20 protein-coding genes are annotated in these 20,665 nt (G+C 63.6%); 7 read left to right on the forward strand and 13 right to left on the reverse strand.

The features are described from left to right. The first annotated feature begins 120 nt into the window (after nt 1-120). Nucleotides 121-3,705, forward strand: a complete 3,585-nt coding sequence (locus QCE88_RS00080; protein WP_309898093.1) for an indolepyruvate ferredoxin oxidoreductase family protein — start codon at nt 121-123, stop codon at nt 3,703-3,705. 292 nt (nt 3,706-3,997) lie between these two features. On the opposite strand, the gene QCE88_RS00085 is transcribed toward QCE88_RS00080, so the two are convergent. Then, complete coding sequence (locus tag QCE88_RS00085; protein WP_309898095.1) at nt 3,998-6,277, reverse strand: NADP-dependent malic enzyme; 2,280 nt, start codon at nt 6,275-6,277, stop codon at nt 3,998-4,000. 531 nt (nt 6,278-6,808) lie between these two features. On the opposite strand from QCE88_RS00085, the gene QCE88_RS00090 reads away from it, so the two are divergent. Then, entirely contained in the window at nt 6,809-7,495 is a 687-nt protein-coding gene (locus QCE88_RS00090; RefSeq protein WP_309810461.1) for an orotate phosphoribosyltransferase, read from the forward strand. 121 nt (nt 7,496-7,616) lie between these two features. Here QCE88_RS00090 and QCE88_RS00095 read toward each other — a convergent pair whose 3' ends face one another. Then, nucleotides 7,617-8,330 carry a response regulator gene (locus tag QCE88_RS00095; protein WP_309898097.1) on the reverse strand — a complete coding sequence of 238 codons (714 nt, stop codon included), beginning with the start codon at nt 8,328-8,330 and terminating at the stop codon, nt 7,617-7,619. 289 nt (nt 8,331-8,619) lie between these two features. Between QCE88_RS00095 and QCE88_RS00100 the strand changes: the two genes are divergently transcribed. The 3 genes from QCE88_RS00100 to argC all read left to right on the forward strand — a co-directional run bounded on the left by QCE88_RS00100 (nt 8,620) and on the right by argC (nt 11,007). Further along, complete coding sequence (locus tag QCE88_RS00100) at nt 8,620-9,210, forward strand: YbhB/YbcL family Raf kinase inhibitor-like protein (protein WP_309898099.1); 591 nt, start codon at nt 8,620-8,622, stop codon at nt 9,208-9,210. A 182-nt stretch (nt 9,211-9,392) separates the two neighbouring features. Continuing rightward, nucleotides 9,393-10,007, forward strand: a complete 615-nt coding sequence (locus QCE88_RS00105; RefSeq protein WP_309898101.1) for a flavodoxin family protein — start codon at nt 9,393-9,395, stop codon at nt 10,005-10,007. A gap of 46 nt (nt 10,008-10,053) precedes the next feature. After that, the gene (gene argC / locus QCE88_RS00110) at nt 10,054-11,007 is read left to right on the forward strand and encodes an N-acetyl-gamma-glutamyl-phosphate reductase (protein ID WP_309898104.1); all 954 of its coding nucleotides are present in this window, start codon (nt 10,054-10,056) and stop codon (nt 11,005-11,007) included. Nucleotides 11,008-11,245: 238 nt separating this feature from the next. Here the strand turns inward: argC and QCE88_RS00115 are convergent, their stop codons facing one another. From QCE88_RS00115 to QCE88_RS00130, 4 genes are all read right to left on the reverse strand, one after another. Next, nucleotides 11,246-11,611 carry a response regulator gene (locus tag QCE88_RS00115; protein WP_309898106.1) on the reverse strand — a complete coding sequence of 122 codons (366 nt, stop codon included), beginning with the start codon at nt 11,609-11,611 and terminating at the stop codon, nt 11,246-11,248. 7 nt (nt 11,612-11,618) lie between these two features. After that, a complete protein-coding gene (locus QCE88_RS00120) occupies nt 11,619-12,062 on the reverse strand; it encodes a hypothetical protein (RefSeq protein WP_309898108.1) in 444 nt (147 codons plus the stop codon). A 152-nt stretch (nt 12,063-12,214) separates the two neighbouring features. Further along, nucleotides 12,215-12,856: a LysE family translocator gene (locus QCE88_RS00125; RefSeq protein ID WP_309898111.1), complete on the reverse strand. Its 642-nt coding sequence runs from the start codon at nt 12,854-12,856 to the stop codon at nt 12,215-12,217. 102 nt (nt 12,857-12,958) lie between these two features. Then, nucleotides 12,959-13,873, reverse strand: a complete 915-nt coding sequence (locus QCE88_RS00130; protein WP_309903276.1) for an NAD(P)-dependent oxidoreductase — start codon at nt 13,871-13,873, stop codon at nt 12,959-12,961. 52 nt (nt 13,874-13,925) lie between these two features. Between QCE88_RS00130 and QCE88_RS00135 the strand changes: the two genes are divergently transcribed. Next, nucleotides 13,926-14,681, forward strand: coding sequence for a Mut7-C RNAse domain-containing protein (locus QCE88_RS00135; protein ID WP_309898112.1), 756 nt, complete (start codon nt 13,926-13,928; stop codon nt 14,679-14,681). Between the two features lie 82 nt (nt 14,682-14,763). After that, nucleotides 14,764-15,033 (forward strand): hypothetical protein, encoded by a 270-nt coding sequence (locus tag QCE88_RS00140; RefSeq protein WP_309898115.1) that lies wholly within the window; start codon nt 14,764-14,766, stop codon nt 15,031-15,033. 21 nt (nt 15,034-15,054) lie between these two features. Here QCE88_RS00140 and QCE88_RS00145 read toward each other — a convergent pair whose 3' ends face one another. The 7 genes from QCE88_RS00145 to QCE88_RS00175 all read right to left on the reverse strand — a co-directional run bounded on the left by QCE88_RS00145 (nt 15,055) and on the right by QCE88_RS00175 (nt 20,396). Then, nucleotides 15,055-15,327 (reverse strand): Txe/YoeB family addiction module toxin, encoded by a 273-nt coding sequence (locus QCE88_RS00145; RefSeq protein WP_309898117.1) that lies wholly within the window; start codon nt 15,325-15,327, stop codon nt 15,055-15,057. Further along, a complete protein-coding gene (locus QCE88_RS00150) occupies nt 15,324-15,704 on the reverse strand; it encodes a hypothetical protein (RefSeq protein ID WP_309898119.1) in 381 nt (126 codons plus the stop codon). The genes QCE88_RS00145 and QCE88_RS00150 overlap by 4 nt, the downstream gene beginning before the upstream one ends. Before the next feature lie 109 nt (nt 15,705-15,813). Then, nucleotides 15,814-16,125, reverse strand: a complete 312-nt coding sequence (locus QCE88_RS00155; protein WP_309898121.1) for a cupin domain-containing protein — start codon at nt 16,123-16,125, stop codon at nt 15,814-15,816. 10 nt (nt 16,126-16,135) lie between these two features. Next, nucleotides 16,136-17,425, reverse strand: coding sequence for an MFS transporter (locus QCE88_RS00160; protein ID WP_309898124.1), 1,290 nt, complete (start codon nt 17,423-17,425; stop codon nt 16,136-16,138). A 258-nt stretch (nt 17,426-17,683) separates the two neighbouring features. Beyond that, a complete protein-coding gene (locus QCE88_RS00165) occupies nt 17,684-18,001 on the reverse strand; it encodes a high-potential iron-sulfur protein (protein WP_309898126.1) in 318 nt (105 codons plus the stop codon). A 131-nt stretch (nt 18,002-18,132) separates the two neighbouring features. Beyond that, nucleotides 18,133-19,233, reverse strand: a complete 1,101-nt coding sequence (locus QCE88_RS00170) for an NAD(P)/FAD-dependent oxidoreductase (RefSeq protein ID WP_309898127.1) — start codon at nt 19,231-19,233, stop codon at nt 18,133-18,135. 185 nt (nt 19,234-19,418) lie between these two features. After that, nucleotides 19,419-20,396, reverse strand: coding sequence for an AAA family ATPase (locus QCE88_RS00175; protein WP_309898129.1), 978 nt, complete (start codon nt 20,394-20,396; stop codon nt 19,419-19,421). Nucleotides 20,397-20,665 lie beyond the last annotated feature (269 nt).

The raw sequence follows: 20,665 nt of genomic DNA on the forward strand, positions 1-20,665 counted from the left end.
CCCAGTGCCGGAAAAACCGCCGCATCGGCACACTGGAAGTCGCGGCCGAGCGTTCACAAGACGCGGACGGCCCGAAACATGCTTTGGTGATCCCAAACCTCGGGTGGAGGAAGACACATAATGAACGCCCCGCTAGACGCAGAACAAAGAGCTTCGCTAGAAGCCGCGTTGAAATCAGTCACGCTAGACGACAAATACACGCTCGAACGCGGCCGCGCGTATATGAGCGGCATTCAGGCGCTGGTGCGCCTGCCGATGCTCCAGCAAGAGCGCGACAAGGCCGCCGGGCTCAATACGGCCGGATTCATCTCCGGCTATCGCGGTTCTCCTCTTGGCGGTCTCGACCAATCCCTTTGGAAGGCGAAAAAGCATCTCGCCGGCCATCAGGTCGTGTTCCAGCCGGGCGTGAACGAAGATCTTGCCGCCACCGCCGTGTGGGGCTCGCAGCAGGTCAATCTCTACCCCAGCGCCAAGTACGACGGCGTGTTCTCGATGTGGTACGGCAAGGGCCCGGGCGTCGACCGTTCGGGCGATGTCTTCAAGCACGGCAATTCCGCGGGATCAGCGCGCCATGGCGGCGTTCTGGTGCTCGCCGGCGATGACCATGCCGCGAAGTCGTCGACACTCGCGCACCAGTCCGAACACATCTTCAAGGCGTGCGGCCTGCCGGTGCTGTTTCCGTCGAACGTGCAGGAATATCTCGACTTCGGCCTGCATGGCTGGGCGATGAGCCGCTACTCCGGCCTGTGGGTCGCGATGAAATGCGTGACCGACGTCGTGGAATCGTCCGCTTCCGTCGATATCGATCCGCATCGTACGCAAATCGTGCTTCCCACTGATTTCGCGATGCCCGAAGGCGGGCTCAATATCCGCTGGCCGGATCCGCCGCTCGTGCAGGAAGCCCGTCTGCTCGACTACAAGTGGTACGCCGCGCTGGCCTACGTGCGGGCCAACAAGCTGGACCGCGTGGAAATCGATTCGCCGCATGCGCGCTTCGGCATCATGACCGGCGGCAAGGCGTATCTCGACGTGCGTCAGGCCCTCACCGACCTCGGTCTCGATGACGCCACCTGCGCGCAGATCGGCATCCGCTTGTACAAGGTCGGCTGCGTCTGGCCGCTCGAAGCGCAAGGCGCGCATGAATTCGCGCGCGGTCTGGAGGAAATCCTGGTCGTCGAGGAAAAGCGCCAGATTCTCGAATACGCGATCAAGGAAGAGCTCTACAACTGGCCGGACGCCCAGCGCCCGCGCGTGTACGGCAAGTTCGACGAAAAAGACGGCGCGGGCGGCGAATGGTCCGTGCCGATGGGCAACTGGCTGCTGCCCGCGCACTATGAGCTATCGCCGGCGATCATTGCGAAGGCGATCTCCACGCGTCTCGAAAAGTTCGATTTGCCCGCCGACGTGCGTGCCCGCATCGCGACGCGACTCGCGGTGATCGACGCGAAGGAAAAAGCGCTGGCACGGCCGCGCGTCGAAGCGGAGCGCAAGCCGTGGTTCTGTTCCGGCTGCCCGCACAACACCTCGACCAACGTGCCGGAAGGCTCGCGCGCGATGGCGGGCATCGGCTGCCACTACATGACGGTCTGGATGGATCGCAACACGAGCACCTTCAGCCAGATGGGCGGCGAAGGCGTCGCGTGGGTCGGGCAGGCGCCGTTTTCGAACGACAAGCACGTCTTCACCAATCTCGGCGACGGCACCTACTTCCATTCGGGTCTGCTCGCGATTCGCGCGGCGATCGCGGCGAAGGTGAACATCACCTACAAGATCCTCTATAACGATGCGGTCGCCATGACCGGCGGCCAGCCCGTCGACGGCGTCCTGACCGTGCCGCAGATCACGCATCAGCTGGCGGCCGAGGGCGCAGCGAAGATCGTCATCGTCACGGATCAGCCGGAGAAATACACCGCCACGACCGGTCTTGCACCGGGCATCGACGTACATCATCGCGATGAGCTCGACGCCATCCAGCGTCAGTTGCGCGAGGTGCCGGGTACGTCGATCCTGATCTACGACCAGACCTGTGCGACTGAAAAGCGCCGCCGCAGGAAGCGCGGCGCGTTCCCCGATCCGGCGAAGCGCGTCGTCATCAACGAGGCGGTCTGTGAAGGCTGCGGCGATTGTTCCGTGAAGTCGAACTGTCTGTCGGTCGAACCGCTGGAAACCGAATTCGGCACGAAGCGGCAGATCAACCAGTCGACCTGCAACAAGGACTATTCGTGTGTGAACGGCTTCTGCCCGAGCTTCGTCACGATCGAGGGCGGGCAGTTGAAGAAGCCGAAAGCGACGAGCGTCGGCGCCGATACGATGCCTCCCGTGCCGACGCCCGAACTGCCTGAAATCGCGCGGCCGTATGGCGTGCTGGTGACGGGCGTGGGCGGCACGGGTGTCGTGACGATCGGCGCGCTGCTCGGCATGGCGGCGCATCTGGAGCAAAAGGGCGTCACGGTGCTCGACGTCACCGGTCTCGCGCAGAAGGGCGGCGCGGTGATGAGCCATGTGCAGATCGCCAATCGTCCGGCCGACATTCATGCGACCCGCATCGCGATGGGCGAGGCGGACCTGGTGATCGGCTGCGATGCGATCGTGACGGCGAGCAACGAATGTGGCTCGCGGATGCAGCCCGACCATACGCGCGTGGTCGTGAACAGCGCGCAGACGCCGACCGCCGACTTCATCAAGAACCCGAACTGGAGTTTCCCCGGCGCGAGCGCGGAGGCGGATATCCGCGCGGCGGCGGGCCAGCATGTCGCGCTCGTCGATGCGAACCGTTTTGCCGTCGCGCTGATGGGCGACGCGATCTATACCAACCCGTTCGTGCTCGGTTACGCGTGGCAGAAGGGCTGGGTGCCGTTGCGACATGAATCGCTGATGCGCGCGATCGAGCTGAACGCGGTGCAGGTCGAGAAGAATCTGGCCGCGTTCGAGTGGGGACGCCGCGCCGCGCATGATCTCGAGGCCGTGCAGAGGCTGACGCAGGGGCAACGCGGCACGGAGAGCGCGGCGGGCAAGGTCGTTGCGCTGCATACGCCGAAGGCGCTGGACAGTTTGATCGAAAAGCGTCTGGACTATCTGGTGAAGTATCAGAACAGCGCGTATGCGTCGCGTTATGGGCGAATCATCGCGGAAGTGCGCACGGCCGAAGCCAGCCTCGGCATGGGCGACGGCCAGTATGCGCTGACAGAAGCCGTCGCGAAGAACCTGCACAAGCTGATGGCCTACAAGGACGAATACGAAGTCGCGCGGCTGTATGCGGACCCTGCGTTCATCGAGAAAGTGAAGAGCAGCTTCGAAGGCGACTGGAAGATCAAGATGCATCTCGCGCCGCCGAGCACGTCGAAGAAGGACGCGCACGGGCATCTGATCAAGAAACAGTACGGCCCGTGGATGATGTCCGCGATGCGCGTACTGGCTCGGCTGAAGTTCCTGCGCGGCACGGCGCTCGATCCGTTCGGTCGTACCGAAGAACGGAAGATGGAGCGGGCGTTGATCGGCGAGTACGAGGCGCTGGTGCGGGAACTCATCGACGGGCTGACGGTGCAGAAGTTGCCGCTGGCGATCGAACTGGCGAGCCTGCCCGACGCGATGCGCGGTTATGGACACATCAAGGAAAACAATGTGAAGGCCGCGAAGGTGAAGTGGGAGAAGTTGCTGGGGCGGTGGCGTGGTGGTGAAGGTACGGAGAAGCGGCAGGTGGCTTGAGGGAATGGATGGGGAGAGAGGCCGGCCTTTCTCCTCTCGCCTGACACCTCGCTGAATTCTGGTGGCGTTCTTGATCAGTCATAGCGAGTTTAGCGAAGTTATCGAAATTCCCTAAACTCGCTAAACCCGCTATAAGTCGACCCGGCAAACAGGCCCTTCGACCCGTTCATGACCGGCATCATGCAGGGCGAGACCTGATCCCTTCCGAACTCGCAGCACCAGACAAAACGGCGATCCAGTCACCCGGATCGCCGTTTTTCACATCACATCAAAGCATCAGAACCCAGCCGCCCTACTTCGCCTTCGCGACGCTCGCATTCGCGCTCGCCACCGCGGTCATGTTGATGATCCGCCGCACGGTCGCCGCCGGCGTCAGGATATGCACCGGCTTGGCGCAACCCAGCAGGAACGGCCCCACCGTCACGCCCTCGCCGCTCACCATCTTGAGCAGGTTGTACGTGATGTTCGCCGCTTCGACATTCGGCATGATCAGCAGGTTGGCTTCGCCCGTCAACGTCGTGCCCGGGAACGATGCCTTGCGCACCGCCTCGGACAACGCAGCATCGCCGTGCATTTCGCCGTCCACTTCCAGCGTCGGCGCGCGCTCGGCAATCAGCTTGCGCGCCTCGGCCATGCGCTTGCTCGACGCGCTCGGCACGCTGCCGAAGTTCGAGTTCGACAGCAACGCCACCTTCGGCTGCACACCGAAGCGCTCGATCTCACGCGCGGCGAGAATCGTCATGTCGGCAAGCTGCTCGGCGGTCGGCGACTCGTTGACGTAGGTGTCGCTGATGAACAGATTGCGTCCTTGCAGCATCAGCAGGTTCATCGCCGCGAAGTTGTTCGCGCCCTTCGCTTTGCCCAGCACCTGATCCACGAACTTCAGATGGTCCTGATACGTGTCGATCAGGCCGCAGATCATGCCGTCCGCGTCGCCGGTGTGGATCAGGATCGCGCCGATCAGCGTGTTGAACTTGCGCAGCGCGGCCTTTGCGCCTTCGGGCGTCACGCCGTCGCGCGCGGCGATCTCGTGATACGCCTGCCAGCTCTTCTGATAGCGCGGATCGTCCTCCGGATTCACGATCTCGAAATCGGTGCCCGGCTTCAGCTTCGAGCCCATCTTCTGCAGACGCATTTCCACGACCGCCGGCCGGCCGACGATGATCGGCTTCGCAATCTTCTCCAGCAGCACGAACTGCGCGGCACGCAGCACGCGCTCGTCCTCGCCTTCCGCGAACACGATGCGCGCGGGCGCGGCCTTCGCTGCCACGAACACCGGCCGCATCACCATGCCTGTGCGATACACGGTCGCGCCGAGCGTCTCGCGATAGGCATCCATGTCCTTGATCGGACGCGTCGCGACGCCCGAATCCATCGCAGCCTGCGCAACGGCCGGCGCGATCTTGATGATGAGGCGCGGATCGAACGGCTTCGGAATCAGATACTCCGGACCGAACTCGAGCGAATGACCTTCATAGGCCTTCGCGACTTCATCGCCCTGATCGGTTTCTTCGGCGAGCTCGGCGATCGCATGCACGCACGCGAGCTTCATCTCTTCCGTGATGGTCGTCGCGCCGACATCCAGCGCGCCGCGGAAGATGAACGGGAAGCACAGCACGTTGTTGACTTGATTCGGATAATCCGAACGGCCCGTCGCGACGATACAGTCCGGACGCACTTTCTTCGCGTCTTCCGGACGGATTTCCGGTTCCGGATTCGCCAGCGCGAGGATCAGCGGCTTGTCCGCCATCGTCACGACCATCTCCGGCTTCAGCACGCCGGCGCTCGAACAACCGAGGAAGACGTCGCAGCCGTGCATCGCGTCGCCGAGCGTGCGCGCTTCGGTGCTCGCCTGATACCGCTCCTTCGACGCGTCCAGATTGCCGCGACCTTCATAGATCACGCCCTTCGAGTCGATCACCAGCGTGTTCGACTTCTTCAGGCCGAGGTGCACCAGCAAGTCCAGGCACGCGATCGCCGCCGCGCCCGCGCCCGAGCACACCAGCTTCACTTCGTCGAGCTTCTTGCCGACCACTTTCAGGCCGTTGAGAATCGCCGCCGACGCAATGATCGCCGTTCCGTGCTGATCGTCATGGAAGACGGGAATCTTCATGCGCTCGCGCAGCTTCTTCTCGATATAGAAGCATTCCGGCGCCTTGATGTCCTCGAGGTTGATGCCGCCGAGCGTCGGCTCGAGCATCGCGATGGCGTCGACGAGCTTGTCCGGATCCGTTTCCGCCAGCTCGATGTCGAAGACGTCGATGCCCGCGAACTTCTTGAACAGGCAGCCCTTGCCTTCCATGACCGGCTTGGCCGCGAGCGGGCCGATATTGCCGAGACCGAGCACTGCCGTGCCGTTCGTGACAACGCCGACGAGATTCGCGCGCGAGGTGTACTTCTGCGCGTCGAGGGGTTCGTCGTAGATTGCCATGCACGCGGCCGCCACGCCCGGCGAATACGCGAGCGAGAGGTCGAGCTGGTTGGACAGGGGTTTGGTCGGCGTGACCGAGATCTTGCCCGGACGCGGATTCTGGTGATACGCGAGGGCGCTTTGCTTCAGTTGTTCGTCCATGATTGACCTGAGACGTTGGAAATTATTTGAACAGGGTTCACACTGCCGTCGACCGCTACCGTGAATGCGGGAATGTGAATCGATGGACCAGGTGTCGCAGGCCCGACGCGCCGGGTAGGCGCAACATGCTGCTGGCCGGATAAGACGAGCAGACGGGGCGTTCGGAATTTTTTGGACGTCCAGTGTACACCCCGCTTTTGAAATGACGCGATGCAACGTTTCAGCTCGGGTTTCAGCGCGTGCGATGTCCGTTTCGTCGGATTTGAGCGGCCAGGCGTACCTTTGGCGGAGTCATCCGGCACGCCGTCCGTTCGGCCGGGGTCCTCGCTCCGGCACGCCGCCTCGGGTAAAATCCCGGGCTGGCTCCGCACGGTTCGGGACCCGGGCGCCACGGCGCTTCGTCCCGCCGGCACGCGCGGCACACGTCAACAGCCCGTCGTCGAGCGGCTCTTTCGCGTCGAACCCGCGCCAAAGGTCCTCACGGCCGCCTCCACGCTCAGCAAGCGTCACATCAAGTCCAAGGATTCGCCCATGACAGGCTTCGATCGCCAGACGATCTCCGACACCACCGCCAAGATGCTCCTGGAAGTCCAGGCGGTGCACTTCAACGCGGAAAAACCGTACATCTTCACGTCCGGCTGGGCGAGCCCGGTGTATATCGATTGCCGCAAGCTGATCTCCTACCCGCGCGTGCGCCGCGGCCTGATGGAAATGGCCGAGTCGACCATCCTCCGTGACGTCGGCTACGAGCAGATCGACGCGGTCGCCGGCGGCGAAACGGCCGGCATTCCGTTTGCCGCGTGGATCGCCGACCGCCTGATGGTGCCGATGCAATACGTCCGCAAGAAGCCGAAGGGCTTCGGCCGCAATGCGCAGATCGAAGGTCTGCTGACGGAAGGCCAGCGCGTGCTGCTGGTCGAAGACCTGACGACCGACAGCCGCAGCAAGATCAACTTCATCAACGCGCTGCGCACCGCCGGCGCGACCGTGAATCACTGCTTCGTGCTGTTCCACTACAACATCTTCAAGGAAAGCGTGTCGGTCCTGAAGGACATCGACGTCGACCTGCACGCGCTCGCCACGTGGTGGGACGTCCTGCGGGTGGCCAAGGAACAGGGCTACTTCGAAACGAAGACGCTGGATGAAGTCGAGAAATTCCTGCATTCGCCGGCTGAATGGTCGGCGGCTCATGGCGGCGCGACCGCTGCTCCCCAATAAGCGTTTCTACCTGAAGGCTGCTTAAAGACAAAAATCCACTGCCGAAAGAGCGCCAAAAACCGCTGACAAAAAAGCCGCTGACTGAGTCAGCGGCTTTTTTATTTATTCCGCGATACTGCGCTTACAGCGTGTGTGAGCTTGAAACCGGAGAGTCGTCGATACTGCCGTCGCCGGAATAGGCCGAGAGATTCATTAATCCGTTGCTCTGCGCATATTGAAACAATTCGGAATCACGCTCGATGCCGAGTTTTCGCATGGCCGTATTCTTTTGCGTGCTGATGGTCTTGATACTGCGCCGCAACTGCGCGGCGATTTCCGTAATCGTCATGCCCGAGACAAACAGGCGCACAACCTCCAATTCGCGTTTCGAAAGAATCACGCCGCGCTGCTGTCCGTTCGTGGCGAGGCCCATGCTGTCGAGCGCCGCCTTGACCGACGGACCGAGATATTCCTGGGACCGCATCACGTGCTGGATGGCCCAGCCGATGTGGTTCATGTCGTCAGCCTTGTTGATGATGGACATGACGCCCACCTCGCGCAGACGTTTGAGCAGCGCCGGATTCTCGAGCATGGTCAGCACCACGAGCTTCACGCGTGGGAACTGCCGCCCGATATAGCCGAGCAGGGGCATGCCGTCGCCGTACGAGCCGCCGGGCATGGCGAGATCGGTCACGAGGACGTCACAGGGCGTCTTTTGCAGGAGCTGGATGAGTTCGGTCGACTGGCGCGCCTGGCCCACGACGTCGATTTCGGGAAACTTGCTGAGCGCCTGCGTGGCGCCGAACAAAATCACTGGATGATCGTCTGCAATGATGACCGTTATTCGCTGGCTCATTCAAATCTCCCGTAAATGGATGGTTGACGTGCCGTGCGAATTTGCATCGAATTATTCATTTTTTCATTCAATATGTTCGGAAAAGACCGGCCTCACCGTCCCGTTCGCTTTCCCGTCCAAAAGCAAAACAAACCCACGCCATTGGTTAACTCTCAAGCGATCAAGGCTTTAAACCTTTGTTGCAATGTTAAACTGCAACCTGTCAGGAAGCGCATCCATGAGACAAAAAACGTCGTTTCGGTCAGCGAATCGCAGATTAACCGCAACGATTTTGAAAGGAGTTTGGCCCATGCGCCTTACTGGTCGAAGCGGGGAATCGAGTGGCCTGGTCGCATCTGTCCTTTTCATCCTTGGCGCTGCCGCGGCGTTGCCTTTTTCGCGCGATGCGGCGGCCGACACTGCCTTCACCGTGACCAGCGCGGACCTTGCGCCGGGCAAGCCGATCGGGCGTGATCTGCTGTTCGACCAGGCCGGCTGTACCGGTGGCAACCGCTCGCCGCAGATTTCCTGGCGCGGCGCGCCGGCAAACACGCGCAGCTTCGCGGTGACCATCTTCGACCCGGACGCGCCCGGGCGCGGCTGGTGGCACTGGGCGGTCGCGGGCATTCCCGGCGGCACCGAGCGCCTGCCGAACAACGCGAGCGCATCGGGCGTGCTGCGCAAGATGGGCGCGATCGAGGCCCGCAACGACTGGGACACCGACGGCTACGGCGGTCCGTGCCCGCCGCCCGGCAAGGCGCACCGCTATGTGGTGACGGTCTACGCGCTCGACAGCAACGACCTGCGGCTGCGCCAGGGCACTCCGGCGCTGATGTTCGAGCATGAAATCCGCACGATGGCCATTGCCACGGCGCAGCTGACCTTCAGTTACGGCCGCTAGCCATAGCGTTCGCGAACCGTGCGGTCGCGCCGGTAAGCCTTTGGCCGACTTTGCTAGACTGGCCGGAACCCTTCCCCACCGTTCTCCACCGTCCGGCGGCGGCGCATTCAGGCGAGGCGCGCTGGCGCCCTTCTACACATGCTGACCGCTGGCCGCCCGACATGGAAAGACTCAGGCCCATCATGCCGACTATTGCCATCGTCTATCACAGCGGCTACGGCCACACGAAGAAGGTCGCCGAAGCCGTGCTCGCCGGCGCGACCGAAGCAGGCGCGAGCGTCAGGCTGATTGCCGTCGCGGACCTCGACGACGCCGCATGGAATGACCTCGACGCCGCCGATGCCATCGTCTTCGGCGCGCCCACGTACATGGGCGGCCCGTCCGCCGATTTCAAGAAATTCGCCGACGCCAGCTCCAAGCCCTGGTTCGCGCAGAAATGGAAGGACAAGATCGCGGCGGGCTTCACCAATTCCGCGCACATGAACGGCGACAAGTTCCTGACCATCTCCTACTTCGTCACCCTGGCGATGCAGCACGGCATGATCTGGGCCGGCACCGGCATGATGCCGTCGAACACGAAGGCGGCCACCCGCAACGACCTGAACTTCATCGGCGGCTTCACGGGCTTGCTGACGCAATCGCCTGCGGACGCGTCACCCGACGAAGCGCCCCCGCCCGGCGATCTCGAAACCGCGAAGGCATTCGGCGCGCGCATCGCGGCCGTGACGGCGCGCTGGACCGGCAATGCGGCGGCCCCGGAAAACGGCGGACACGAGGCCGCCTCGGAATCGCCTTAAAATAGCGGTTTTGCGGCGAGCGGCCGCACGAACCAGCGAGATCGAGATGACCACGAAAGTATTTGTCGACGGACAGGAAGGCACCACCGGCCTGAAGATTTTTGAATATCTGTCGCAACGCCGTGACATCGAGGTGTTGCGCATCGAGGATGCGAAGCGCAAGGACGTCGAGGAGCGCCGCCGCCTCATCAATGCTTCCGATGTGACGTTCCTGTGTCTGCCGGACGTCGCGTCGCGCGAATCGGTTTCACTCGTCGATGCCGGCAACACCCGCACCGCGATGATCGACGCGAGCACCGCGTTCCGCACCCAGGACGACTGGGCGTATGGCCTGCCGGAACTGGCGCGCGCGCAGCGTGAACGTCTGCGTACGGCCAAACGGATCGCCGTGCCGGGCTGCCACGCTTCGGCATTCGTGCTGTCGGTGCAGCCGCTGGTCGCGGGCGGTCTCGTTCCCGCCGATTTCGACGCGCATGCCTACTCCATCACCGGCTACAGCGGCGGCGGCAAGAAAATGATCGCGGAGTATGAAGCGGGCGGTAATGAACTGCTGATGAGCCCGCGCGCCTATGCGCTCGCGCTGACGCACAAGCATCTGCCGGAAATGTCGGTGCGCACGGGACTGAAGCGCGCACCGATTTTCACGCCGATCGTCGGCCCGTTCCTCAAGGGCCTGGCCGTCACGACCTATTTCTCGCCCAATCAGCTCACGCGTCCCGCCAGGCCGCAGGACGTGCGCGACATGCTGGCCGAGTATTACAACAACGAGCCGTTCGTCCGCGTGATGCCGTTCGACGCCGACAGCAATCTCGACGCCGGTTTCTTCGACGTGCAGGCCTGCAACGACACCAATCGCGTGGACATCTTCGTGTTTGGCAACGATGAGCGCTTCGTAACCGTGGCGCGGCTGGACAATCTGGGCAAGGGTGCGTCGGGCGCGGCGATCCAGTGCATGAACCTGGCCATCGGCGCTGACGAAGAAGCAGGACTCTCGCGCTGATTGTCGCTACTGGATGACAAAAGGCCGGTTCGCTGCGAGGCGCACCGGCCTTTTGTGCTATTTGAGCGCACGCAACATCAAAAGCCGCAGACGAAAAAAAAGCCCGCCGAGTGGGCGGGCTGAATCCATATCAGTGGAGACATGGAGGAGACAGGAGTAACTATACCGACGCTTATGATGCGATGCAACATACGCTGTTGCGCCGGTTCCACACCGTGTCTCCGGAGTTCCGGACCCGTTAAGGCTGGGTCATCGACAGGATGAATTGCAGTTGATCCGCAGCAATCGGCTTGACGAGATGCACGTCGAAACCGGCGTCGAGCGTCATCTCGCGATGCTGCGGCTGGCCCCAGCCAGTCAGTGCCACCAGCATCATTGCGTGGCCGTGCGGCAGAAGGCGCAACGCGCGCGCCGCCGCCAGACCGTCGACCATCGGCATGCCCAAGTCCAGGATCACCACATCCGGCGCGAACTGCGCCGCCACTTCCACCGCCTGCGCGCCGTTTCCCGCCAGCGCCACTTCGTGACCCATCGCGGTCAGCAGGTGGGCGAGGCCCGCGAGCGCATCGTCGTCGTCATCGGCTATGAGGATGCGCTTGCTCACGATGGCCTCAGCGTGATCCGGAGACTTCGAGTTTCAACCGGTTCGAACCCGCTTGCGCCGCCGTGATGTCGGTGCGCGCACCGCGTGCGCCGAGATAGAAATGCTGCCGGGCGGGGGAATTCTGATCATGCGTCGCGTCCGGAAGACAGGCGGCGATGTCCGCCGCCACGCTCTGCAACGCGTCGGCGCTGGAGCCGCCATGCGGCGTCCAGGTGCAGCGATAGGTCGATTGTGACGCGGCACACTGGGCATCGTCGCCGTAGGACAGCGCGACGGGACGGCCATCGAACGACGAAAGCGACGCAAAATTCGGTGCGGCAGCCACGATGCGTTTGAGCGCGTTGCAGGGACTGGGCGTGTCGTCGGCCCGCGCGGTCGAAGCGAGCACGAACGCAGCGCAACTTGCCACGAGCAGTGTCGCGCGAGTCACGCGTCGGACAGTCGAATGCATCAGGCGCCTCCTTTTTATCTGTTCTTCTTGGGTTCGCCGCCAACCGGTGGACGAGCGCCACTATCCGCCGGGCGAAAGCGAATGTCTGTTCGCAACCGAATGAAGCATGGCCACTCAAGCAAGTCATGCACCCGTTCAAGCAGACGATAGGCTCAGTGGCGCACCAGCGCCATCATCGCGCCGAAGCCGACGAACACTCCGCCTGTCAGGCGATTGAACGCCTGCGCGACGCTTGCGCTCCTGAGCCGGTCGCCAATGCGCGCACCCAGGCCCGCATAGACCGCGTACCAGCTCACCTCGATGACCGCGAACGTCGCAACGAGCACCGCGAACTGCGGCAGGACAGGACGGCTTGCATCGATGAACTGCGGCAGCAGCGCCGCCGCGAAGAGAATCGCCTTCGGATTGCTGCCGGCGACGAAGAAGCCATTGCGAAAGAGCACGAAACGATGCGGCGAACGGACGGTCTGGCCGGGGCTGTTCGATTCGTCGCGGATCTCGATCGCGCTGGCTTTCGCGCGCCAGCTTTTCACGCCGAGCCAGACGAGATAAGCCGCGCCGAGCATGCGCAAGGTATCGAACAGACGCGGCCAGGCGTCGAGAAACACGCCCAGCCCCGCCGCCGATACCGACAGCATGATGATCAGGGCGGCGAGACAGCCGGCCATCGTGGCCGTGGAGCGTCTGAGGCCGTGACGCGCGCCGTGCGTCATCACGAGCAGCATATTGGGACCGGGAATCGCGGAGACGACGAATACGGTGGCGACGAACAGCCACCAGACATGCAGGTTCATTGCGGCGGAGCGGAAGGTGGAAAGGGATTCGCATTATGCCGTCCGCCGTAAGCGGCGCAAGCGAATCCCGAACACGCGCTGTCCGAGTGAACAAACCAGTCTTCAGCGTCCCGCCCGACGCGCCGCCACCCGACCAAGCACGGCAAAGTCCTTCTCGCCGTCGCCGTGAGCGAGGGCATCGACGAGGTTGTCGCGCACGACGCTCGCCACGGGCAGCGGCACGTTGACAGCCTCGCCGGCGGCGATGGCCAAACGCACGTCCTTCAGGCCGAGGCGGGCCTTGAAGAGCGCCGGCTCATAGCGCTGCTCGGCGATCATCTTGCCGTAGCCCGCGTACACCGGTCCGGGAAACAGCGAGTTCGTGATGACATCGAGCAAGGTCTGGGACGCCACGCCGTGACCGGTCACGAGCGCGGCCGCTTCGCCGAACGACTCGATCGCCGACGCCAGCATGAAGTTCGCCGCGAGCTTGAGCACGTTGGCGTGCTGCGGTTCGTCGCCGACGCGCCAGGTCTTCTGGCCGAGCACGTCGAGCACGGGCTGCACGCGATCGATGGCGTCAGCCGCGCCCGCCGCAAGGATATTGAGCTTGCCCGCCGCCGCGACGTCCGGCCGCCCGAGCACGGGCGCAGCGACGTACGCAATGCCGTGCTGGGCGTGCAACTCCGTCAGTTCGACGGCAAGCGCCGCTGAAATGGTGGCCATGTTCACATGCACGAGTCCTTTGGGCGCATGCTTGAGCAAGGCGCCGTCGACGAGCACGGAACGCAGCGCGTGATCGTCGGCCAGCATGGAGAACGCGGCGTCGCCGGCGAAAGCCTGTTCAGGGGTATCGACGACCGATGCACCCTGGTCCGCGAGCGCGCGGGTCTTGTCGCGCGAGCGGTTCCATACGCGCACCGTGTGTCCTGCCTTCAGCGCATTGCTCGCCATCGCGCCGCCCATCTCGCCCAGTCCGATAAATCCGATGTCCATGTTCCATGACTCCTTCGTGGCCCGTTTCGGTTCGAGCCTCAGTTAAGCACATCGTCCGGCAGCGCGCCGGAGCGCCCGATGCCATACTGCCCGGATGGTCGAGGCGCGCTTTCACTTTCATGGCGAATTGAATGACTTCCTCGCGCGGCCGCAGCGCGAGCGCACGTTCGCGTGCCCGTTCTCGCCGACGTCCTCGGTCAAGCATGTGATCGAGGCGCTCGGCGTGCCGCACACGGAAGTCTCGACGATCCTGAGAAACGGCCGGCCGGTAGGCTTCGACACGCAGATCGAGCCGGACGATCTCATCGAGATCCATCCAGCGGGGCACGCGGCAACGGACATGGCCCACGGCGAACTGCTGCTGCGCCCGCCGCTGCGTGCCGCCGACTTGCGCTTCATCGCCGATGCCCATCTCGGCGGTCTCGCGCCCTTGCTGCGGCTCGCCGGCTTCGATACGCGCTACGACAACAACTTCGCCGACGACGAAATCGAGCGGCTTGCACAGGCGGAGAGCCGTATCGTGCTGACGCGCGACCGCGAATTGCTCAAGCGCCGCACGGTGCTGCGCGGCTGCTATGTGCGCGCGTTACAGGCCGACGATCAATGGCGCGAGCTGGCGGACAGGCTTGCACTCGCGCCGCACGCGCGACCGTTCCGGCTCTGCCTGATGTGCAATGCGCCCTTGCGTCCGGCCGGCGCCGGTGAGATCGACGGCCGTGTGCCCGATGGCGTGCGCGAACGACATACGCGCTTTGTGACCTGTGACGTGTGCCACCGCGTGTTCTGGGAAGGCTCGCACTGGCGGCGCATGCGGGCGCGCATCGACGCTTTGGCCGACGCGAACCCTTAGCGGCCACGACGCTTTTCGCGGATGGCGGCGGCGCGTTCCGTACAATACGAGACTTTGGCAACAAACCGCCCCGGAGCATCGCGTGAACAAATTCCAGCTGGAACAAACCAAGGCATTCAAGCTTGCCAACGACCTCAAACACGGCGGAAAGACGCGCATCGGCGCCGCCGACGAAGCGAAGCTGGACCGCCGCGAACAGCGCAAGCTCGACCAGGCGAAGGGACTCGTGCCGTTCGCATGCAAGCTGGACGAGAAGCTCGTCAAGCAGCTGAAAGAGCGCGCGGATGCCAACGAAGGCGGCATGACCGAAGCGCTGGCGGAATTGCTGGTGAAGGCCGGGCTCGAACGATAAGCCAGGGCGCGCTTGCGGGCGCTAGCTGTCTTCGTCTTCGCAGCGCCCGCGACAGCTATAAATCAGAAGCTGCAGGTCGGTGACGTGATAGACGAAGCGATGCTTCCCGTCGATCCGACGCGACCACGCCTTCCTGCAGCGCAACGGTTCCGGCTTGCCCTGTCCTGCAAACGGGCTGCGGCAGCACTCGTTGATCAGCACGGTCACTTTCTCGAAGATGTTCGCGTCCGACACGCGCCAGGCATGGTAGTGATGCCAGCTTGGCCTTGAGAACTGGATGCTTCGCGCCATCATCCGGCCTGCCCGGAGCGTTTGGCAAACAGCGTTCCGAGAAAACCGGCGAACGCGGTCTTCAATCCTTTTGCCTGGCCCACGCTACGCGGCTCAAGCGCACGCTCCGTGGCACGTGACTTCCTGGTTACACCGTCGCTCTCGAAATCTTCCGGGGAGAGAAACATCTCGTCCGTATAGCCGAGCGATTCGAACCACGCAAACGACTCTTCGATCAGCCGCGTGTCCAGCGCCAGCTCCGCCTCTTCCACCCGCCACGCCATGCGCGCCAGCGCCTGCACCGACATCACGACGAGTTCTTCCGATTCGAGCAGCGGCATGGTTCCCCACTCGCCCAGCCGATCAGCCGCACGCGCCGCTTCGTAATCGCGCTCGATCAACTCAACCGTCCTGACCATGCCTTGCCCTCGCTCGTGAACCGCACATCGATGGGCACAGTATCTCCGGCAGCCGCGTCAGCGCGCCACCTGTCCGAACGGCCAGCGCTGGTCAGACACTTCCTTCTTTTTCGATCACCAGAATGCGCGCCTCGCCGACCGGTTCGGCGCAATGCTCGTCGCCGGCCTGCGCATGGAAGATATCGCCGGCGCGCAACGTGAGTACGCGTTCGCCCTCGGGGCCGCGCACATGCATGCGCACCTCGCCCTGCATCACGGCGAACACTTCCTCGCCGTCGTTGATGTGCCATTTGTAGGGCGTGTCGGTCCAGTGCAGCCGGCACGAGGTGCCGTTCATCACGCAGATGTCGAGCGCGCCCCACGCGCGCTCCGCCTTGAACTTGCCGCTTTCGATCACTTTCATCCGATGCCGCCTAACGATTGAGGTCGCGCGCTTCGTCGACATCCGCGTGGCGCCTCGCGGGAATGCACGCCACCGCGATCAACGAGAGCGCGAGTCCGCCCATGACATAAAAGGTGGGCGCGAGTTGAGACTCCGTGACGCGGATCAGCCAGGTCACGATGAACTGTCCGAAGCCGCCGAAGATCATCACCGCGATGTTGTACGCGAGCGAGAGTCCGGTCGAGCGGATGTGCGCGGGAAACAGCTCGGCGATGAGCGCGCCGAACGGCCCATAGTAGCCCGAGAGCGCGATGGACAGCAGCGCCTGCACGATTACGAGCCGCGGCACGCTCGGCTCGGCCGCGAGCCACGCGAACAGCGGATAGATCATCACGAACGTGATGCCGAGCGACCACAGCGACAAACCCTTGCGCCCGATGCGGTCCGACCACGCGCCCGCGATCGGCGACAACACCGTCAGCAGCAGATTGCCGACGATCAGCGCCGTGAACGACTGCCCGAGCGGCAGCTTCAGCTGCTTGACGGCGAAGGTCGGCAGATAGGCGATCAGCACGTACACCGTCACCGTCAGCGCGACCACGGCGCCGAGCCCGCACAGCACTTCGCGGCCATGGCTGCCCAGAACTTCGCCGAGCGTCGCGCGCCGCGCGGTCTTGCGCGCATGCAGGAAGGCTTCGGTATCGGACATGCTGCGGCGAATGTACAGGCCGATCGGTCCGATGATCAGCCCGAAGATGAACGGCACACGCCAGCCCCAGGCATCGAGCGCCTGCGGGGACAGCCCGCGCGTGATCGCCGCGCCGACGAGCGCGCCGAGCAGCAGCGACGCCGCCTGGCTCGCCATCTGGAAACTGCCGTACAGGCCGCGTTTGGAGAAAGGCGCCGCCTCGATCAGCAATGCAGTCGAGCTGCCGAACTCCCCGCCCGCCGAGAACCCCTGCAGCAGCCGCGCGAACACGATGACGAGCGGCGCGCCGATACCGATCGCCGAGTACGGCGGCGCGATGGCCAGCAGGAAGATGCCGAGCGTCATCAGGCCGATGACCAGTGTCAGCGCTGCCTTGCGGCCGGCCCGATCCGCATAGAGGCCGAGCACGATGCCGCCCACTGGCCGCATGACGAACGCGACGCCGAACGTCGCGGTGGTGAGGAGAATCGATGAATAGTCGCTCGCGCTTGGAAAGAACAGTCGCGCGATGACGACCGTCATGAAGCCGAAGACCGTGAAGTCGTACCACTCCAGTGCGTTGCCGATGACAGCCGCCGTCACGGCGCGCGCGTTCAGTGGTCTGGCTGGCATGCGTTCCCCTGAGGTCGATGGTTGCGATGGTTGCCGTGGATGCGGGCTTCATGCGTCGGGCTGCGGCTTGGAAACCCGGCCCCACGGGTCTTTCGCCGTCCGCGTTTTGTTGTACCGATTCGCACGCGCGGCTGATTTTTCCTCGCGAGTGTAAAGACGCCTTAATCCGTGATCAAGCGAATCGCGCACACGAAAAAGCGCGCCCGGACTTGCGGCCGGGCGCGCTTCGGTTCGCTGCGCGGGGTATCGCAGGGCGTGTTATGCCTTCTTCACATAGGCGCTGCACCAGCCCTTCGAGGCCACCTGCTTGTTGCTGAACATCGGGCACGGCGCGTAGGCGTCGGTCGGCTTGCCCTGATAGAACTGGCAATTGCCGCAGTCCTGCCCGGCGGCGTACTTCGCGTACTTGGCCTTGTCCACCTTGCTCGCGTCTTCCTTGTAGCCGAGTGCCTGCGCGGTGGGGTCGCTCTCCGCGACCTTCGCCGCATCCGCGGCGAACGCGGTGCGGCCGCCCAGCGCGAGCGTCGAGGCGACGCCCACGCTGGTCAGAATGAACGTGCGTCGTGATGTCTTCATGGTGACTCACTCCATGGTGTATTGGGGGGTTGCGCCGTTCTTGGCGACGGCGACAACCGAGCATAACAACCTGGAAGCGGGTCGAGGACCTCAAATGCTGGAGATAAGGACGAAGGAAAGGCGTCCGTAATCTAGCGCGTCATGTCGGCGACGCGCTCGCCGATCGCAAGCGATGCGGTCAATCCCGGCGACTCGATGCCGAACAGGTTCACGAGTCCCGGCACGCCATGCGCGGACTTGCCCTGGATCATGAAATCGGCGGCGGCCTGGCCCGGTCCCGAGAGCTTCGGCCGAATGCCGGCGTAGGCGGGTTGCAGCGCGTCGTCGGGAAGACCTGGCCAGTACGCGCGGATGGCGGCATAGAAGGAATCGGCGCGGCGCGGATCGACGTCGTAGTTGAGCGTCGGCACCCATTCGACGTCCGGGCCGAACTTCGCCTGTCCACCGAGATCGATCGTCAGATGAACGCCCAGGCCGGCCTCGTTGGGCATCGGATAGATGAGCCGCTCGAAGGGCGTGCGTGCGCTCACGCTGAAGTAGTTGCCCTTCGCGAAGTAGAGCGGCGGTACGTGACGATCGTCGAGGCCGAGGATCGAGCGCGCCATGTCGTTGGCATGCAGGCCGGCGCTGTTGATCAGATACGAAGACCGGAAACGCGCCGGCGACGCGCCGCCCGTCTCGACGATGAAGCAGCCCTCGCGTGCATCGATGCTGGTGACCGGCGTATGAAACACGACGTTCGCGCCGTGCTGCTCGGCCTCGCCTTGCAGCGCGAGCATGTACTGGTGACTGTCCACGATGCCCGTGAGCGGCGAGAAGACGGCCTCGACGCACTCCAGTTGCGGCTCCATCTCCTTCGCCTGGGCGGCGCTGAAGTGCACCAGCCCCTTCACGCGGTTTTCGGTGCCCTTCTGTTCCAGCGCCGCGAGTTGCGGCACCTGGTTGCGCGCCGTGGCCACCAGCAATTTGCCGCATTGGCGATGCGGCACGCCGTGCGCGCGACAGAAGTCATACAGCATGTCGCGGCCGCGCACGCAGAGTTCGGCCTTCAGCGAGCCGCGCGGGTAATAGATGCCCGCGTGGATGACTTCGCTGTTGCGTGAACTCGTGCCGATGCCGATTCCCTCTCCCGCCTCCAGCACGATGACCTCGCGCCCGCGCAACGCCAAGGCACGGGCGATGGCCAGTCCCACAGCGCCCGCGCCGATCACTACACATTCGATCCGATCCATGTCCTGTCCGCCGCCTATTCCGTCCCACGTATTCTACGTTTGGGACTATTGCGCATTACACAACAAACGCACATGAATGACCTCGTTTTCCGGTGCAATTCGGAAAAAGGCAAGAATCTGGCCGCCAAATGTCGAAATTGCCAGGTTTTTGGGGCGTTTTTGGCAATTTCGTCATTTTCGATTTTTCAGAAACCCATCGCTTTCCTGTGCGCATGACGGTCGAGCTGAATGTCACGCGCCTCCACATGATGCCGGCCGTCGATACGCGCATTGCCGAACGCATTCAGCATCGCCCGTCGCATGCCGCGGGGCGATGCCCGGGTAAGCGCGTCGAGCGGCGCGTCGCCGAGCGTTTCAGGAAAGCGCGCGCCCCACGCGTGCGCCTCGCGGATGTCGGCGTAGATGGCCTGTGCAATGCGGCGCGCGCCGTCGCGGTCGGGCGGCGGAATCTCGTACACGTTCATGCGGTTCAGCAGCGGCTCGGGGATCGCGCGCGCGTCGTTCGCGGTGGCGATCCACACGACATTGCCCGCATTCACCGGCACTTCGGCGAATTCGTCGATGAAACTCTGCGCGGTGTCGTGCTCCAGCAGCGCGTACAGCGCGCCGAGCGGATCGTATTGCGCGTCGCCGGTGGCCTTGTCGATTTCATCGACGGTCATGACGGGGTTCGCATAGCTGCCATTCACCAGGGCATCGAAGACCTTGCCGGGCTTCGCATTGCGCCATTGCGACGACGCCCCCGACAGGATCCAGCCGGCCGTGAGCGAACTCATCGCCACATAATGAGACGTCGTGCCGAGCAGCCGCGCCAGTTGCTTCGCGAAATGCGTCTTGCCGATACCCGGTTCGCCGAGCAACAACATGGGCATGAGTTCGAGACGATCATCGGTTTCGAGACACAGCGCGATCTGCTTGCGGATGTCGTCGAGCGGCTCCTCGAAATTCGGCAGGCTGGCCGCGAGGTCGTCGATGGACGGCATGCGGTTCGGCTTCACGCAGAAGCGCAGATTGCCTACCTTGAGCATTTTTTCGTAGGTAGCGCGCAAGGCTTCGCTTGCGCCCTCGGACAACTCGTTGAGCGCGGTCTCCACGTCGTCGAGACTGTAGACCTTGCTGAACGATGCCACCGCGAGTTCCTGTTTCACCACGGCCGTCGTCATGTCGCACCCCGTCTTTGTTCTGGTCGGTGAGTCCAGTGTAGCGACGCCAAAAGCCCGCGCAAGCGAGCAGTCTCGCGCGGGTGCTGCCAATCGGGCCGTTATGGCCGAAGCCGGTCTCACCGACAAAGCCGCGATTTGCGCGGGCTAGTATCATCGTCGGGATCGCACGGCGGGCGGGTTCGAAACATGCTGTTTCAAGTGCCGGGGTTGAGCGATGTGCCGGCCAACCTCATGTGCGTGTTTCAGCGGCGCGCTGAACCGGCGCCGTG

Source organism: Caballeronia sp. LZ035 (genome assembly GCF_031451175.1).
GTDB lineage: Bacteria > Pseudomonadota > Gammaproteobacteria > Burkholderiales > Burkholderiaceae > Caballeronia.

Excerpts from the sequence above, each read along its gene's own strand:
- QCE88_RS00175 (WP_309898129.1), bottom strand. The coding sequence starts at position 20,396 with ATGACGACGGCCGTGGTGAAACAGGAACTCGCGGTGGCATCGTTCAGC.
- QCE88_RS00120 (WP_309898108.1), bottom strand. The coding sequence starts at position 12,062 with ATGCATTCGACTGTCCGACGCGTGACTCGCGCGACACTGCTCGTGGCA.
- QCE88_RS00100 (WP_309898099.1), top strand. The coding sequence starts at position 8,620 with ATGCGCCTTACTGGTCGAAGCGGGGAATCGAGTGGCCTGGTCGCATCT.
- argC (WP_309898104.1), top strand. The coding sequence starts at position 10,054 with ATGACCACGAAAGTATTTGTCGACGGACAGGAAGGCACCACCGGCCTG.
- QCE88_RS00125 (WP_309898111.1), bottom strand. The coding sequence starts at position 12,856 with ATGAACCTGCATGTCTGGTGGCTGTTCGTCGCCACCGTATTCGTCGTC.
- QCE88_RS00155 (WP_309898121.1), bottom strand. The coding sequence starts at position 16,125 with ATGAAAGTGATCGAAAGCGGCAAGTTCAAGGCGGAGCGCGCGTGGGGC.
- QCE88_RS00170 (WP_309898127.1), bottom strand. The coding sequence starts at position 19,233 with ATGGATCGGATCGAATGTGTAGTGATCGGCGCGGGCGCTGTGGGACTG.
- QCE88_RS00080 (WP_309898093.1), top strand. The coding sequence starts at position 121 with ATGAACGCCCCGCTAGACGCAGAACAAAGAGCTTCGCTAGAAGCCGCG.
- QCE88_RS00090 (WP_309810461.1), top strand. The coding sequence starts at position 6,809 with ATGACAGGCTTCGATCGCCAGACGATCTCCGACACCACCGCCAAGATG.
- QCE88_RS00135 (WP_309898112.1), top strand. The coding sequence starts at position 13,926 with ATGGTCGAGGCGCGCTTTCACTTTCATGGCGAATTGAATGACTTCCTC.
- QCE88_RS00085 (WP_309898095.1), bottom strand. The coding sequence starts at position 6,277 with ATGGACGAACAACTGAAGCAAAGCGCCCTCGCGTATCACCAGAATCCG.
- QCE88_RS00105 (WP_309898101.1), top strand. The coding sequence starts at position 9,393 with ATGCCGACTATTGCCATCGTCTATCACAGCGGCTACGGCCACACGAAG.
- QCE88_RS00160 (WP_309898124.1), bottom strand. The coding sequence starts at position 17,425 with ATGCCAGCCAGACCACTGAACGCGCGCGCCGTGACGGCGGCTGTCATC.
- QCE88_RS00095 (WP_309898097.1), bottom strand. The coding sequence starts at position 8,330 with ATGAGCCAGCGAATAACGGTCATCATTGCAGACGATCATCCAGTGATT.
- QCE88_RS00165 (WP_309898126.1), bottom strand. The coding sequence starts at position 18,001 with ATGAAGACATCACGACGCACGTTCATTCTGACCAGCGTGGGCGTCGCC.
- QCE88_RS00145 (WP_309898117.1), bottom strand. The coding sequence starts at position 15,327 with ATGATGGCGCGAAGCATCCAGTTCTCAAGGCCAAGCTGGCATCACTAC.